This window comes from Pusillimonas sp. ANT_WB101, assembly GCF_008369125.1.
GTDB lineage: Bacteria > Pseudomonadota > Gammaproteobacteria > Burkholderiales > Burkholderiaceae_B > Allopusillimonas.
In genome coordinates, this window is the sequence record NZ_VOAY01000002.1 from 326,314 (window position 1) to 339,804 (window position 13,491).

General features: G+C 54.4%; 18 protein-coding genes. 8 read left to right on the plus strand and 10 right to left on the minus strand.

The window, feature by feature from the left end:
- The first annotated feature begins 26 nt into the window (after positions 1-26).
- Positions 27-1,226, plus strand: a complete 1,200-nt coding sequence (chrA, locus tag FQ179_RS10440) for a chromate efflux transporter (protein WP_149397243.1) — start codon at positions 27-29, stop codon at positions 1,224-1,226.
- 77 nt (positions 1,227-1,303) lie between these two features.
- Here the strand turns inward: chrA and FQ179_RS10445 are convergent, their stop codons facing one another.
- Positions 1,304-1,981, minus strand: a complete 678-nt coding sequence (locus FQ179_RS10445; protein WP_149397244.1) for a GntR family transcriptional regulator — start codon at positions 1,979-1,981, stop codon at positions 1,304-1,306.
- A 117-nt stretch (positions 1,982-2,098) separates the two neighbouring features.
- On the opposite strand from FQ179_RS10445, the gene FQ179_RS10450 reads away from it, so the two are divergent.
- Positions 2,099-3,793 (plus strand): thiamine pyrophosphate-binding protein, encoded by a 1,695-nt coding sequence (locus FQ179_RS10450; RefSeq protein ID WP_149397245.1) that lies wholly within the window; start codon positions 2,099-2,101, stop codon positions 3,791-3,793.
- Positions 3,794-3,833: 40 nt separating this feature from the next.
- Positions 3,834-4,823 (plus strand): tripartite tricarboxylate transporter substrate binding protein, encoded by a 990-nt coding sequence (locus tag FQ179_RS10455; protein WP_149397246.1) that lies wholly within the window; start codon positions 3,834-3,836, stop codon positions 4,821-4,823.
- Positions 4,824-5,051: 228 nt separating this feature from the next.
- Here the strand turns inward: FQ179_RS10455 and FQ179_RS10460 are convergent, their stop codons facing one another.
- Both FQ179_RS10460 and FQ179_RS10465 read right to left on the minus strand, forming a co-directional pair.
- On the minus strand, positions 5,052-6,728 hold the full coding sequence (locus FQ179_RS10460; protein ID WP_149397247.1) for an ABC-F family ATP-binding cassette domain-containing protein: 1,677 nt from the start codon (positions 6,726-6,728) through the stop codon (positions 5,052-5,054).
- A 136-nt stretch (positions 6,729-6,864) separates the two neighbouring features.
- Entirely contained in the window at positions 6,865-7,104 is a 240-nt protein-coding gene (locus FQ179_RS10465) for a transposase (RefSeq protein ID WP_149397248.1), read from the minus strand.
- A gap of 23 nt (positions 7,105-7,127) precedes the next feature.
- Here FQ179_RS10465 and FQ179_RS10470 point away from each other — a divergent pair, with 23 nt between their 5' ends.
- Positions 7,128-8,342, plus strand: a complete 1,215-nt coding sequence (locus FQ179_RS10470; RefSeq protein ID WP_149397249.1) for an RNA-guided endonuclease TnpB family protein — start codon at positions 7,128-7,130, stop codon at positions 8,340-8,342.
- Between the two features lie 245 nt (positions 8,343-8,587).
- On the opposite strand, the gene FQ179_RS10475 is transcribed toward FQ179_RS10470, so the two are convergent.
- On the minus strand, positions 8,588-8,800 hold the full coding sequence (locus FQ179_RS10475; protein ID WP_149397250.1) for an AbrB/MazE/SpoVT family DNA-binding domain-containing protein: 213 nt from the start codon (positions 8,798-8,800) through the stop codon (positions 8,588-8,590).
- 192 nt (positions 8,801-8,992) lie between these two features.
- Here FQ179_RS10475 and FQ179_RS10480 point away from each other — a divergent pair, with 192 nt between their 5' ends.
- Complete coding sequence (locus FQ179_RS10480) at positions 8,993-9,202, plus strand: type II toxin-antitoxin system VapB family antitoxin (protein ID WP_149397251.1); 210 nt, start codon at positions 8,993-8,995, stop codon at positions 9,200-9,202.
- The gene (locus tag FQ179_RS10485) at positions 9,189-9,581 is read left to right on the plus strand and encodes a type II toxin-antitoxin system VapC family toxin (protein ID WP_149397252.1); all 393 of its coding nucleotides are present in this window, start codon (positions 9,189-9,191) and stop codon (positions 9,579-9,581) included. Before FQ179_RS10480 ends, FQ179_RS10485 begins: the two co-directional genes overlap by 14 nt.
- A gap of 88 nt (positions 9,582-9,669) precedes the next feature.
- Here FQ179_RS10485 and FQ179_RS10490 read toward each other — a convergent pair whose 3' ends face one another.
- From FQ179_RS10490 to FQ179_RS10505, 6 genes are all read right to left on the minus strand, one after another.
- Positions 9,670-10,437, minus strand: a complete 768-nt coding sequence (locus FQ179_RS10490) for an SDR family NAD(P)-dependent oxidoreductase (protein WP_149397253.1) — start codon at positions 10,435-10,437, stop codon at positions 9,670-9,672.
- A gap of 17 nt (positions 10,438-10,454) precedes the next feature.
- On the minus strand, positions 10,455-10,904 hold the full coding sequence (locus FQ179_RS10495; RefSeq protein WP_149397254.1) for a cytochrome C: 450 nt from the start codon (positions 10,902-10,904) through the stop codon (positions 10,455-10,457).
- Between the two features lie 12 nt (positions 10,905-10,916).
- A complete protein-coding gene (locus tag FQ179_RS22290) occupies positions 10,917-11,084 on the minus strand; it encodes a hypothetical protein (RefSeq protein ID WP_188074580.1) in 168 nt (55 codons plus the stop codon).
- A gap of 12 nt (positions 11,085-11,096) precedes the next feature.
- Complete coding sequence (locus FQ179_RS10500) at positions 11,097-11,333, minus strand: cytochrome c (RefSeq protein ID WP_149397255.1); 237 nt, start codon at positions 11,331-11,333, stop codon at positions 11,097-11,099.
- A 113-nt stretch (positions 11,334-11,446) separates the two neighbouring features.
- Positions 11,447-11,728: a cbb3-type cytochrome c oxidase subunit I gene (locus tag FQ179_RS22450; protein WP_223146234.1), complete on the minus strand. Its 282-nt coding sequence runs from the start codon at positions 11,726-11,728 to the stop codon at positions 11,447-11,449.
- 2 nt (positions 11,729-11,730) lie between these two features.
- On the minus strand, positions 11,731-12,501 hold the full coding sequence (locus FQ179_RS10505) for a cbb3-type cytochrome c oxidase subunit I (protein ID WP_223146235.1): 771 nt from the start codon (positions 12,499-12,501) through the stop codon (positions 11,731-11,733).
- Between the two features lie 263 nt (positions 12,502-12,764).
- Between FQ179_RS10505 and vapB the strand changes: the two genes are divergently transcribed.
- A complete protein-coding gene (gene vapB / locus FQ179_RS10510) occupies positions 12,765-13,001 on the plus strand; it encodes a type II toxin-antitoxin system VapB family antitoxin (RefSeq protein WP_149397256.1) in 237 nt (78 codons plus the stop codon).
- Positions 13,001-13,414: a type II toxin-antitoxin system VapC family toxin gene (locus tag FQ179_RS10515; RefSeq protein ID WP_149397672.1), complete on the plus strand. Its 414-nt coding sequence runs from the start codon at positions 13,001-13,003 to the stop codon at positions 13,412-13,414. The genes vapB and FQ179_RS10515 overlap by 1 nt, the downstream gene beginning before the upstream one ends.
- The last annotated feature ends 77 nt before the right edge of the window (positions 13,415-13,491 follow it).

Here is a 13,491-nt window from a genome sequence, read left to right on the forward strand (position 1 = left end):
CTTTTTTCAAAGACAGTGCCCTACCCATGTCTGATGCACGCGATGACCGCAGCGTATTGTCTGTCTTTCTTGTTTTCCTTCGCCTTGGATTAACCTCCTTTGGCGGGCCCATTGCACATCTGGGTTATTTTCACCACGAGTTCGTCACGCGACGACGCTGGCTGTCCGAAAACAGCTACGCAGATCTGGTCGCCTTGTGCCAATTTCTGCCTGGCCCTGCAAGTAGTCAGGTAGGCATTGCTATGGGGCTGTCGCGCGCTGGCTACGGTGGTGCGCTGGCGGCGTGGGCGGGCTTTACGCTGCCTTCAGCCGTCGCCCTGATCCTGTTTGCCATGGGCATTGCCACCCATCCCGATGTCGTCCCATCAGGGGTCTTACACGGGCTGAAGATCGTTGCCGTTGCCGTGGTCGCTCAGGCGGTATGGGGTATGGCAGTCAAACTGTGTACGGACGGTCGTCGGGTCACGCTTATGGTGATCGCGGCCTGCCTGGTTTTATGGGTACCCTCTGCGTGGACTCAAATAGGGGTCATCGCCGCCGCAGGCATTGCGGGCAGATTGATGTTTAAGGGGCCACAGCGCGTAGATCAAGATCACCTCTCCGTCAGAATCAGTCGCAAAACTGGCCTGGCCTGGCTGGCGCTGTTTTTCTTCTTGTTGATTGGGTTGCCGCTACTTACCCACGTTTTCCTGAATCAAACCCTCGCCATCGTAGACGCGTTCTACCGTGTGGGTTCTCTGGTGTTTGGAGGAGGTCACGTAGTACTGCCTTTGCTGCAAACCGAAGTCGTACCGCCCGGTTGGGTTAGCAATGCATTGTTTCTCGATGGATACGGCGCGGCACAGGCTGTGCCAGGCCCGCTGTTCACCTTTGCAGCCTTCCTGGGCGCCTCCATAAACACGGCGATGCCCGGCTGGGCTACTGGACTGATATGTCTGCTGGCCATCTTCGCACCCTCATTCTTCCTGGTTTTCGGTGCGCTGCCATTTTGGGAAAGCCTACGCCGAAATACGGGCGCACAAAGCGCGCTGGCTGGGGTCAATGCGGCGGTCGTTGGATTATTAGTGGCTGCACTCTATCAGCCTGTATGGAGCAGTGCCATTCTTGAGGCGCACGACTTCGGTCTGGCACTTATTGCACTCGTCGCCCTCGTATTCTGGAAGCTTCCACCCTGGATGGTGGTTATGGGTTGCGCTGTAGCGGGCTGGCTGTTTAGTTTATTGTGAAGCTCGCGAGGCGAGCGCCCGCATGAACACATGAACACACAAACACACGAGCGAACGAGTATCGCAAACGATAACCTCTACAAAAATATCTTCGCCAACCCTTTCGTAACAGCCTCAACAATTTGATCCTGGCGCAATGAGATATGCGCTGTCATCAGTGACTGCATTTTCTCTGCATCGCGCTCCCGCAAGGCCTCCAGCAAGGCCTTATGCTGATCCTGCGTCGAGGCGCGCATGGTGTTATCCATGGATATCCATCGCATGAATCGGATACGACGGCTGATCATGACCATCATTCTTTCGAGCTCGGCGTTACCCGTCATTTTGGCGAGCCTGGCGTGAAAGCCTTCGTCCAGCTCAACCAACTCGTTAACAGAGGTAGACGGTGCAACCGATCGACTACGCGTAAGGTATTCGCCCAACTCTGCAATTTGCTCGTCTGTGGCGCGCTGCGCCGCGTAGCGGCAACATTCTTTCTCGATAGCCAGGCGCAGCTCGTACAGGTCTTTCATTTCTTTAACATCAAGCCTGCGTCGCACATAGCCACGACCTGACGCTTCCAGAAAGCCTTCGTAAGACAGCGCCATCAATGCTTCGCGTACCGGTGTTCTGCTGACACCCAGCGACTCGGCCAGCTCCGCTTCGTTCAGCTTTTCACCTGGCTTGAACTCATAAAAGATCGCCATGTTGCGAAGACGATCCAGCACGTCTTCACCGCGTTTTCCGCGTTCGGAGGAAATAGTTCGAGCTTGCATAGAAAGAATGATCTGGTTGAAAGGCACCCGGATTATCTCATTTTCTACGGGGCACTTTTATTTTGCATCCAATTAAGTATACTGTTTTGCATACTTAAATTACACGAGGAATGACGCATGTCCAAACTGAACGGTGCCGAAGCAGTCGTCAAAATGTTGCAACTCAATGGCGTAAAGCATATTTTTGGTCTCTGCGGAGACACCAGTCTGCCCTTCTACGATGCGCTGGCGCGCCTGGACCATGGCATAGACCATATCCTTACTCGTGACGAACGCAGTGCGGGTTATATGGCAGACGGCTATGCGCGCGTCACGGGTAAAGTCGGCGTCTGCGAAGGCCCCAGCGGCGGTGGCGCTACATATTTACTACCCGCCCTGGTTGAAGCCAATGAGTCATCGGTCGCAGTACTGGGCATTACGTCAGATGTTTCTGTCGTATCACGCGGCAAGTACCCGTTGACCGAACTGGATCAGCAGTCGCTCTATCGCCCGCTCACAAAATGGAATACCACCATAGACTTAGCCAGCCAGATTCCCGGTGCCATCCGTGGCGCTTTCCGGGCGATGACAACCGGCAAGCCTGGCTCGGCACATATCTGCCTGCCTTACGATATTCAAAAGCACGAGGTCGACGCGCAAGACATCTGGGCTCAGCCACAACACGCAACGTTCCCGTCTATGCGTTCGTGCGCCGCCCAACCCGATATTGAGCAGGCCGTTGAAAAGCTGGTGGCATCGCGCGCGCCCGTCATCATTTGCGGCGGTGGCGTGGTGTTATCTTCAGCTTGCCAACAACTCGAAGCCTTGGCCGTATCGCTGAAAGCACCAGTCTGCACCACAGTCAGCGGCAAGGGCAGCCTTGCCGATGAGCATCCTCTTAATGCTGGCGTTGTCGGCACAAACGGCGGGGTGCTTGCCACGCGTGAAGTGGTCCAGCAAGCCGATCTCGTATTATTTATTGGCTGCCGCGCTGGGTCCACCACGACTGAACACTGGAAATTCCCCGACAGCAAGGCGTTTGTTATCCATATCGATGCAGACCCTATGGTTGTCGGCGCCAATTACCGCACCGAAATCGGTTTGGTCGGGGACGCTCTGCTCACGCTGACGGCGCTAAACGAAGCCATCGCCCCTCGCCTGAACCAGCGGGTAGACGGCGCTGTGGACGGCTACGCCATTGTTCAGAAAGCGCACGCAGAAAAGAACCGGTTTTTTGCAGAACTGGCCAAATCGAACGATACGCCTATCAAGCCTGAACGCGTGGTCGACGCGCTTAACCGTTTTCTGCCTGCCGAAGCCATTGTGGTGGCCGACCCAGGCACGCCTTGCCCTTATTTTTCGGCGTATTTCAACGCACCTCAGGCGGGTCGCCACTTTATCACCAACCGCGCTCACGGCGCCCTGGGCTTTGCAATGGCGGCCGGAATGGGAGCTTCATTTGGCCGGCCAAACGCCATGATCGTGTCGGTAATGGGTGACGGCAGCTTTGGCTTTACCTGCGGCGAACTGGAAACCATTGGACGACACAACATCCCTCTGAAAATGATTGTGTTCTCTAATTCAGTATTCGGCTGGATCAAGGCAAGCCAGAAAACAGGGTATGGTGAACGTTATTTTTCCGTCGACTTTGACCAGACCAATCATGCGCGGGTGGCTGAAGCCTTCGGCATCAAGGCCTTTCGTGTCGAAGACCCAGCACAACTAGACCAAACCATTAAAGCAGCCATCGCGTTCGACGGGCCTGTTCTAATTGACATCATTTCACAGCAACTGCAGGATACGGCTGTACCTGTCAGCCAATGGATGGGCTGATTCACTTCAAAACATCAAAATAAAAGCCAGGAGAGAGACAATGCAATACACGCGTAAACGACGTTTTTCAGGCGCCAGGGTGCTCAAGGTGGCGGGCACCTGCTTGCTGGCGCTATCGGCGCTGTCAACAGCCCACGCCGATCAACCGCCCGTCAAATTGGTCGTGCCCTTTCCGCCAGGTGGCAGCACAGATATCGCTTCCCGCCTTATCCAGCCCAAGCTGGCAGAAATACTGGGTCGCAATGTAATCGTCGAAAACAAACCTGGCGCCGCAACGCAAATTGCCAGCCAATATGTGGCCGCGAGCAAGCCCGACGGCAATACATTGCTGGTCAGCTTTGACAGCCATTCGATCAACCCCATCATACGGCCACTGCCCTACGATACATTCAAAGACTTCAAGGGCATTACTTTTGCGCTACGGTTTCCACTGGTGATTGGCGCGTCGAAAGAAACGCCGGGCAACAACCTAAAAGAGTTTATCGCCGCCGCGAAAAAAGCCCCGGACAAGTACAGCTATGCCTCGACAGGTGCCGGGTCGCTAAACCATCTGGCCGCTGAAGACTTGAAACGCAAGGCGGGCATTGAGCTTCTGCATGTTCCTTTCGGCGGTGGCGGCCCGGCTATCCAGGCTTTATTGAGCGATGTGGCCAATATCACCTTCCTGAGTTATGCCGCATTAAGTTCACACATTGCCTCTGGCAACATCAAGGCCTTGGCAGTTACCGGCGCCAAACGCCTGCCAGACCTACCCAATGTTGCCACGGTGCAAGAGTCAGGCTACCCCGATTTTGAGGTCTACTCCTGGATCGGCATCTTCGCGCCCGCCAAAACACCTCAAGATGTCGCCGACCATCTGACCGATGCCTTCCAGAAAGCCCTGAATGATCCCAAAGTCAAAGAAAGGCTGACCGGCCTGGGCTTTGAAGTGATGGCCACCGACGGCCCAACCGTTGATCGCTATGCGGTAGAGCAATACAAACGCTGGGACGAATTCGTTAAAAAGACGGGGCTGTCGCTGAGCAAATGAGGTAGCTGCTACCTGCACTGCCACGATGAAGACAAGGCCCATCATCCTCAGAAGCACCAGAGCAATGCGGCGCATTGTTTTTGCTGAACATGAAGGTGGGCCGAGCCTGACGCACCAGTATGCGTAGATAATGAATACGGCATGACGTCTGGCTAAAGGCAGGTGCTGCAGATACAACAAGCCCCTCGCGTGACTCATCAACGCGAGGGGCTCTTGTTTACGTACTGGTCACGCCGCCTTGCGCGCCGACGACGCAACATCGCGCTGGCGCTTTGCCTCTTCCAGCAGATAGACCTGGTAGTCGTCCAGATCGCCGTCAAAGTCTTTAAGGCCGCCACGCGACACCAGCCAGAACTCATCGCACACCGAGCGCAGCAAGGCCCGGTCATGGCTAACCAGCATCACAGACCCCTCAAACTCATTAAGAGCAACGCTGAGTGCTTCGCGGGTTGCGAGATCAAGGTGGTTGGTGGGCTCATCAAGCAACAGCAAGTTAGGACGCAGCCACACAATCATGCACAGCACCAGGCGGGCCTTTTCGCCCCCGCTCATGCTGCCCACGCTTTGCTTGACCATATCACCACTGAAATTGAACGTGCCCAAGAAATTGCGCAGGCCCTGTTCACGGCAGTCCATGCCGCTGGGCCGCACAGCGGCAGGGGTATCGCGCACCAGCCGTATCATGTGCTCCAGCGGGTTGTCAGCGGGCCGCAACACGTCGAGTTCTTGCTGCGAGAAGTAACCAATGTTCAGCCCCTTGCCCGTAATAAGCTCACCTGACGTAGCCTGCAGCGCACCAGCTACGGTTTTAACCAAGGTCGACTTGCCCTGCCCGTTAGCACCCAAAATACCAATACGCTGCCCGGCCAATACCGAACGATTGACGTTTTGCACAATCACCGTAGGCGGCGTGCCAGCAGGCGCGTCTTGCGCGGGCGGGTAACCAAAGCTGGCGTCTGATATGGTCAACATGGGGTTGGGCAGACTGAGCGGCTCTTTAAACTGAAACTGGAAATCAGCATCGGCCAGTATCGGCGCGATCTTCTCCATGCGCTCCAGAGCCTTGACCCGGCTTTGTGCCTGCTTGGCCTTGCTCGCTTTAGCTTTGAAGCGATCAATAAATTTTTGCAGATGCGCAACTTTTTCTTGCTGTTTGGCATGTGCCGCTTGTTGCAGCAGCATTTGCTCGGCGCGCATGTCTTCAAACTTGCTGTAGTTGCCGCCGTAGCGCACCAACTTGGCCTGATCAATATGCAGGGTAACGTTGGTGATCGCGTCCAGAAATTCGCGATCATGACTAATGACCAGAATAGTGCCTGCATATTGCTTGAGCCAGGCTTCAAGCCACACGAGGGCGTCCAGATCCAGGTGGTTGGTAGGCTCGTCAAGCAATAGCAAGTCAGACGGGCACATAAGGGCGCGTGCCAGCTGCAACCGCATGCGCCAACCACCCGAAAAGCTGTTTACCGGACGATCCAGCTCGGCAACACTAAAACCCAGGCCAAGAATAAGCGCCTCAGCGCGTGCCGGGGCATCGTGCGCGCCGGCATCATGCAATGCCATGTAGGCGTGCGCCATGCGCATACCATCATCGCTGTTCTCGGCGGCAGTAACTTCGGCTTGGGCCGCCTTGAGCGTGATGTCGCCCTCAACCACGAAGTCTGTCGCACTCTGTTCGGTTTCAGGCATGTCTTGGGCAACTTGCGACATGCGCCATTGCGCCGGAATTGAAAACTCGCCGCCGTCTTCATGCAGCGTGCCATTGAGCACGGCAAACAGAGAAGATTTACCGGCGCCGTTGCGCCCGACTAGGCCGACTTTTTCACCGGGGTTGAGTGTGACAGATGCTTGGTCCAGCAATACTTTGCTGCCGCGACGCAAGGTCACGTTTTTGAGGATGATCATGGGGAAAGCCGAGGAGAACTACAGAGAAGGAGCAACATTTTACCATTTGAGCCACAATTTGACCCGGTGCGCGGCAAGCCTCGGCCTTTTAGGCTGGGGAAGGATAGCGCGAACGCCGCAGGCGTCCTTTGGGCGGTCAGTGTGGCGTCTGCTGCTGTTCGATGTACTGGCGGATGATCTCGATGGGGGCACCCCCACAGCTACCCGCAAAGTAGGACGGTGACCACAGGGCACCACCCCACAGTTTCTTGCGGATGCTCGGGTAGCTCTTCTTACGAATCATCCGGCTGGACACACCCTTGGTCAAAAAGACCAAGTGGACGTGGATCATAAATACACAGTGTCTACCGTGTCGAATATCATTTTCGTTACTCATAGGCCAAGAATATAGTTCCAGCCATGCAACGCCTCCAAGCCTTTAAATACGAACTTCGGCCCGACGGCCAGCAGCAGCGCCAGATGCGCCGCTTCGCTGGCTCCTGCCGGTTCGTATTCAACAAAGCGCTGGCGTTGCAAAAGACGCGTTACGAGCAAGGCGAGAAGAAGTTGGGCTATGCCGGGTTGTGCAAGGAACTCACTGCGTGGCGCAATGGGTCTGAAACGCCGTGGCTCAAGGATGCGCCAGTGCATCCGCTACAGCAGACGCTCAAAGACCTTGAGCGCGCCTATGCCAACTTCTTCGCCAAGCGAGCAGACTTCCCGCGCTTCAAAAAGAAAGGCCAGTGCGAAAGCTTGCGCTACCCCGACCCCAAACAGATCAAGCTCGATCAGGGCAATGCCCGAATCTTCCTGCCCAAGTTGGGCTGGCTGCGTTACCGCAACAGCCGGGAAGCGCTTGGTACGGTGAAAAATGTCACAGTCAGCTTGTCGGGCGGCAAGTGGTTCGTGTCGATCCAGACTGAGCGTGAGGTTGAGCAGCCTTTGCCGCAGTCCACCACGGCAGTGGGTATCGACATGGGCATTGCCCGCTTCGCCACGCTCTCAGATGGCTCCCATCTCGAACCCCTCAACAGTTTCAAGCGACACGAAACGGCGCTGCGTAAAGCGCAGCAGGCCATGAGCCGCAAGACCAAGTTCAGCAACAACTGGAAGAAGGCTAAAGCCCGCGTCCAGCGCATCCATTCCCGCATCGGCAACACCCGTCGCGACTACCTGCATAAAGCCACGAGCACGATCAGCCAAAACCACGCGATGGTGTGTATCGAGGACTTGCAGGTACGGAACATGTCCAAGTCGGCGGCAGGCAGTACCGAAAAACCGGGAACAAACGTGCGGGCCAAATCCGGCCTGAACAAGGCCATTCTGGATCAGGGCTGGTTTGAGTTTCGCCGCCAACTGGACTACAAGCTGGCATGGAACGGCGGTTATCTCATTACCGTACCGCCACAGAACACCAGCCGCACCTGTCCGGCTTGTGGGCATGTGTCCAAGGATAACCGGCAAACACAAGCGCAGTTTGCGTGTGGGGAATGCGGTTTCGAGGAAAATGCTGATCTGGTCGGCGCGATCAATATTCTAAGGGCGGGACACGCCCGGTTTGCCTGTGAAGTGAGCGATGCAGTAAGGTCGCCAGCAGCAGGAACCCGCCGAGGTGAGTCAGTCCCTGCGGACTGAACACGGTAGGAATCCCCTCACTTAAGGGAGGGGGGGATGTCAACGAATGGCTGCTTATGTGGGTAAAAGAGTGGTAAGACTTCAGATGCACTTTGGCAATAACGAAACGCCAGGCAGCCCCTTGACATACGCACCACGAGTTAATAGGTTTGCGCGACGATGTCTGCCCTGCGCTTCACCAACCGCACTGCCCGTAAGCCATTCTATTCATGCAGAGGTATCGACTACGCACAGCAAACCAGCCATCAATAGCGATCCTTACGATCACGATAGTTTTGCTTGTTCGCGCCTTTGGCTATACCTGCCAACTCATCGAACTTGGGTACAGGTATAACAAGCACACCTGTCCCTTTCGGAATAAATACGAATTTCTGACCAGCCTGCCAGTGCTGATCTTCGCGTATCGCCTTCGGGATGCATATCTTGAATTTGCTGGAAAGTGTAGCGGTTGTGCTCATGCTTACTTTAATCATGTCAGTGGTAGCTTAGTAAGAATAAAACATCCAAGAGATGAAAGGTAGTTGCCATCGCATGGCACCCAAGCGCTCGTCATCACGAACCATCACGCGACAACATACTCCACAAGCGCCGCATCAATTACGACATCGTTTGATACTAAAACAGATTCATATGTCGAAATGGAGGAAATCATGCGTACGACAGTAACGTTGAACGATAAATTGCTTGCCAGGGCACGATGCTTTACCGGCATACAAGAAACGTCCGCACTGCTTCAACTGGCATTACGATTAATGGTCGAGAGAGAGGCAGCCCAACGTCTGGCCCGATTGGGAGGCTCGTCGCCCGACCTTAAACCAATTCCTCGCAGGCAATCGGAACCCGGGCATGATCTTAGTTGATACATCTATATGGGTGGATCATCTCGGCCGGTCCGGCGAAACGACGCTCCAGGCGCTACTGAAAGAGGGCCAAGTCCTCACCCATCCATTTATCATTGGCGAGTTGGCAATGAGCAACCTTTCAAAACGTGAAATGGTCCTGGAAAGCCTTATGGTCTTGCCATCGGCAAAACTCGTAGCTATGGACGAGGCTCTACACCTTCTCCATCAGGCACAGTTATATGGCATGGGGATTGGCTATATAGATCTGCATTTGCTCTCATCAACGCGCCTGACCCAAGGCACGAGCCTATGGACTCGCGACAAGCGTCTGTTACAAGCGTGTGTGAAGGCGGGTGTGAAGGCGGGTGTTCAGACGTTCGTGCCAAACTCCCAGTAGCAGCCCTTGTAACCACGATCGTTAAGCTTCACGTAGGGCTGCCAAAATGGGGGTCTGAATCTGGTATTAAATATGCATCACCCGTGCCTCAGAGCATCACCCCACCAGACACCTCAATACGCTGGCCGGTAATCCAATTATTACCATCAGACAGCAGCGCAGCGACTGCGCCGCCAACATCGTCCGGCAACCCCACGCGACCAAGCGCCGTACCGCTGGCGATCTGTGAATTAACCTGCGGGTTGTCGCGCACCACTCCCCCGCCAAAATCCGTTTCAATGGCGCCGGGCGCAATCGTGTTAACAGCAATGCCTCGCGGCCCCAGTTCTTTAGCCATATAACGGGTAAGCACTTCGATGCCGCCTTTCATCGAGGCATACGCCGCGTGGCCTGGAAGCGTAAAGCGCGCCAGACCCGACGAGGTATTGACGATGCGCCCGCCGTCTTTAATCAGCGGCAGCAGCTTTTGTGTCAGAAAGAAGGTGCCCTTAAGATGAATGTTCACCATCGTGTCAAACTGATCTTCGGTTGTTTCAGCAAATGGGGCCAAAATACCGATGCCCGCGTTGTTAACCAGATAATCAAACTGCTCACGCTGCCAAACTTTTGCCAATGTATTCTTTACCTGCTCAGCGAACGCGGCAAAGCTTTTGCTGTCTGCCACATCAAGCTGAAGTGCCACGGCGCGGCAGCCCAGCGCCTCAATATCATGCACGACAGCCTTTGCATGGTCTTTGCCTTCCTTGTAAGTAAGGATGATATCCACGCCTTTTTCTGCAAGCTTTAACGCGGCGCTGCGGCCCAACCCTCGCCCACCCCCAGTAACAAGTGCGATGCGAGTAATAGCTTCAGTCATTGCTTTTTCCTTCAAAATCAGTGTTGCCACATGGTGCCCTGCACATAGGTTGGCGTATTAGCAAACGCGGGCGGAGGCTTCCATAATACAGCCGCATACCAGGCCGACCACGCAACAATCGCCAGCGAAAGTACCCAAACCCATACCGGTATGGGTGAAGGCGATTCAGCTCGGCGTGGTTCAAACGGTTCTTCCGCACCAAAAGCATTAACCGTAAAGTTCAGATCATCATGAACAATGGCGTCGGCCCGAATACCCGATACGGTAATGCCAGGGCCATTACGCACTTGAAAAGGCAGCTCGCGCATGCCGATGTGGCCCGAACGGTCGTGCGCCTCGATCCGAAAAAGATGTTTTCCGTCTGTCAATCCGTGAGTATTAAGGCGAACCGCCACTGGCGGTTCATAATCCGCAATTGGCTCAGCGCCATCATCGAGGTAAATACGGATGCGGGATCCTACTGTCATAAAGTCAACTCCTTACCGATCATCACGCAATACGCGGTACTTCGGATGGTCCGTGTCTTTTTCACCGGGATACAAGAGCAATGCGATCGAAACAACAAAGCAAGCAACCGTACTCAAGCCGAAGAGCGCGATGATTATGATGTTGCCGAGCAACGGCCCGGTCATGTGATGCATCAGCATGGTTTTAATCTCCTATTTTTTTGCCCGTACAGCTACATCCTTGGCCGTTATGGTTGGGGCGTGGTTTCCCCATGACGTGCGCTCGTGGCCAATAATGTCGGCAATCTCAGCGTCGGACAAATGTGCTGCAAAGGTAGGCATTTCTGCAGCATACGTCGTGCCATCAATCGCTTTCCCATGAATGCCATTAAGCACGACGGTAATGTGTTCCGTCGGGTCTGCAGCATTTACTACGGGGTTACCGGCCAACCCACGCGAATACCAGATGGCTCAGAAACATGAGTGAGCCGCCGATCGAGCGCCATAGCCAGTACGGTGCCATATCGACCACAGATTGAATAAAGGGCTCACCGTGTATCCAGCTAAGCCCCTGTATCGTGCCCCCCCACGGACAGCGCCAAGATGTAGAGCACCACACCGACGGTTGCCAGCCAGAAATGAATACCCAGCAGCAGATTGTTAGGTTGTTTTCCTGTTGCGCGCGGCAACAAGGCGTAGACACCGCCCCAGATGGCAAAGGTAATAAAACCGTACATCGTCAGATGGGAATGACCAACGGTATAGTTGGTAAAGTGCCAAACTTCCTGCAGCGAGCGAAACGCCTCAACCGTGCCTTGTGTAGACCCCAGAAGATAGCTGAGCACACCTACCAAAATGAAAGCAGGTTGGTCCAGAACGCAAAAATACCCAGCGAATAGGAATAAATCGGCCTGTTCATGACTTTGGGTAAGGCGTAATAGAACACGCCCAGCGAAAGCGGCGTAAACCACATGCCTACGGCGTTGTGCATGTAGTAGCCTTGCACGCCAACTTGGCCAAGACCCTTCTGGTACCAAGGTATCAGGGCCACCACAACGATAATAATGGTCCAGAGCGTGCCCCCAATGGTGTACCAGTTGGACAGGTAAATGTCTTTGCCTTCGCGTCGCGCCACCGTCGCAATCATGTTCCACGCGGCCGAAACCAGCCCTGCAGCCAAAATAACGCGAATCCACCAGAGCCACTCACGGTATTCTTGCGCACCGTCGTTAAAGCCAAGATCCAGCGCAACAGTGCCCAGAATGGCCGCCAGATTAAGCAACGCCAAGGTTACCCATGCCAGTTTTATACTGTAGAGGCGTGTGCCGGAACTTTTGGCCGAAATATAAAGGGCCAGCCCAATTAACGCCGGGCTGGCCCACGCGTAAAAGGTATCGTTGGTATGGATGGGCCGCAATCGCCCGAAGCTTAGCGCCGACGAAGTGCCCAACATTTCAGGAAAGACAAGCTTCAGCGCAACCAATACACCAACCGCCGTGGCAAATACCAGCCATACAGTCGAACGTATTGTGTAAATGCTAAATATGCGTGTCAGATCTTCATCGTCTTTGGTCGATTGTGCAGGCTGCAACACTACTGTTAAGGTTTCTGTCGCCATGCACCAATGACCAGCATCCCATTGCTTTGACACTACGCGTATTGGCTGAGTCTTCTGACTGAATGTTGCGCATCAGCGAACCGAACGCCGCAGCACGAGCTGCGTGCAGTTCAGGGTTTTGCGCATTAACATATGCCAAGCATATGCTAATATACAATCACTTAATAGAAACACATACTGCCGTTCCGCTTGCACGTCCAATTAACGAGTCACAGTGTGTTTAGTAGAGAACGTCAAGTGCCATAACTGACAGGAGACTCGCCATGCGCACCGTGTCAATATTCAAAAACAATAGCAATCAAGCAATCCGCATTCCTCGAGATATGGAATTTCAAGGCGTATCCGAACTCGAAATCATCCGCGAAGGCGACACATTAATTTTGCGTCCCGCCCGTCCGTCTTGGGGATCGTTACGCAACACTCCACCAGCGGATGCCGACTTCCTGCTCGAACGTGAAGACGTCATCGACGAAAACCGCTTGCTGGATGACCTTAAGTGATTCGAACTAGCTACATGCTCGACACAAATATCTGCTCGTACATCATGCGTAAACAGCCTGAATCAGTGCTGATACGTCTCGAAAAGGCTGTGGTCAATCAGCACCGAATCGTCATATCCGCCATTACCTACTCAGAGATGCGCTTTGGCGCCAGCAGCCCGAAAGCCTCCCCCAAGATAAGCGTCATGCTAAACGACTTTATTCAACGTCTCGATGCCATCTTACCGTGGGACACTGCAGCCGTTGATGAAACAGCACGATTGCGCGTCCACCTATCTGCCCGAGGCATCCCAATTGGCCATAACGATGCCGCTATCGCTGGGCATGCTTTGGCGACCAACTGCATAGTCGTCACAAACAACACACGTGAGTCCGTTCGTGTACCGGGTTTAATCGTTGAAAACTGGGCCTGATCAATTCGGTAGCTTCGCTCAGAGGTTGCTTCGCAATCAAATCACTTGGACCAAGTTTGCCGCGCATTTCGATCAAA

Excerpts from the sequence above, each read along its gene's own strand:
- chrA (WP_149397243.1), top strand. The coding sequence starts at position 27 with ATGTCTGATGCACGCGATGACCGCAGCGTATTGTCTGTCTTTCTTGTT.
- FQ179_RS10445 (WP_149397244.1), bottom strand. The coding sequence starts at position 1,981 with ATGCAAGCTCGAACTATTTCCTCCGAACGCGGAAAACGCGGTGAAGAC.
- FQ179_RS10450 (WP_149397245.1), top strand. The coding sequence starts at position 2,099 with ATGTCCAAACTGAACGGTGCCGAAGCAGTCGTCAAAATGTTGCAACTC.
- FQ179_RS10455 (WP_149397246.1), top strand. The coding sequence starts at position 3,834 with ATGCAATACACGCGTAAACGACGTTTTTCAGGCGCCAGGGTGCTCAAG.
- FQ179_RS10460 (WP_149397247.1), bottom strand. The coding sequence starts at position 6,728 with ATGATCATCCTCAAAAACGTGACCTTGCGTCGCGGCAGCAAAGTATTG.
- FQ179_RS10465 (WP_149397248.1), bottom strand. The coding sequence starts at position 7,104 with ATGAGTAACGAAAATGATATTCGACACGGTAGACACTGTGTATTTATG.
- FQ179_RS10470 (WP_149397249.1), top strand. The coding sequence starts at position 7,128 with ATGCAACGCCTCCAAGCCTTTAAATACGAACTTCGGCCCGACGGCCAG.
- FQ179_RS10475 (WP_149397250.1), bottom strand. The coding sequence starts at position 8,800 with ATGAGCACAACCGCTACACTTTCCAGCAAATTCAAGATATGCATCCCG.
- FQ179_RS10480 (WP_149397251.1), top strand. The coding sequence starts at position 8,993 with ATGCGTACGACAGTAACGTTGAACGATAAATTGCTTGCCAGGGCACGA.
- FQ179_RS10485 (WP_149397252.1), top strand. The coding sequence starts at position 9,189 with ATGATCTTAGTTGATACATCTATATGGGTGGATCATCTCGGCCGGTCC.
- FQ179_RS10490 (WP_149397253.1), bottom strand. The coding sequence starts at position 10,437 with ATGACTGAAGCTATTACTCGCATCGCACTTGTTACTGGGGGTGGGCGA.
- FQ179_RS10495 (WP_149397254.1), bottom strand. The coding sequence starts at position 10,904 with ATGACAGTAGGATCCCGCATCCGTATTTACCTCGATGATGGCGCTGAG.
- FQ179_RS22290 (WP_188074580.1), bottom strand. The coding sequence starts at position 11,084 with ATGCTGATGCATCACATGACCGGGCCGTTGCTCGGCAACATCATAATC.
- FQ179_RS10505 (WP_223146235.1), bottom strand. The coding sequence starts at position 12,501 with ATGGCGACAGAAACCTTAACAGTAGTGTTGCAGCCTGCACAATCGACC.
- vapB (WP_149397256.1), top strand. The coding sequence starts at position 12,765 with ATGCGCACCGTGTCAATATTCAAAAACAATAGCAATCAAGCAATCCGC.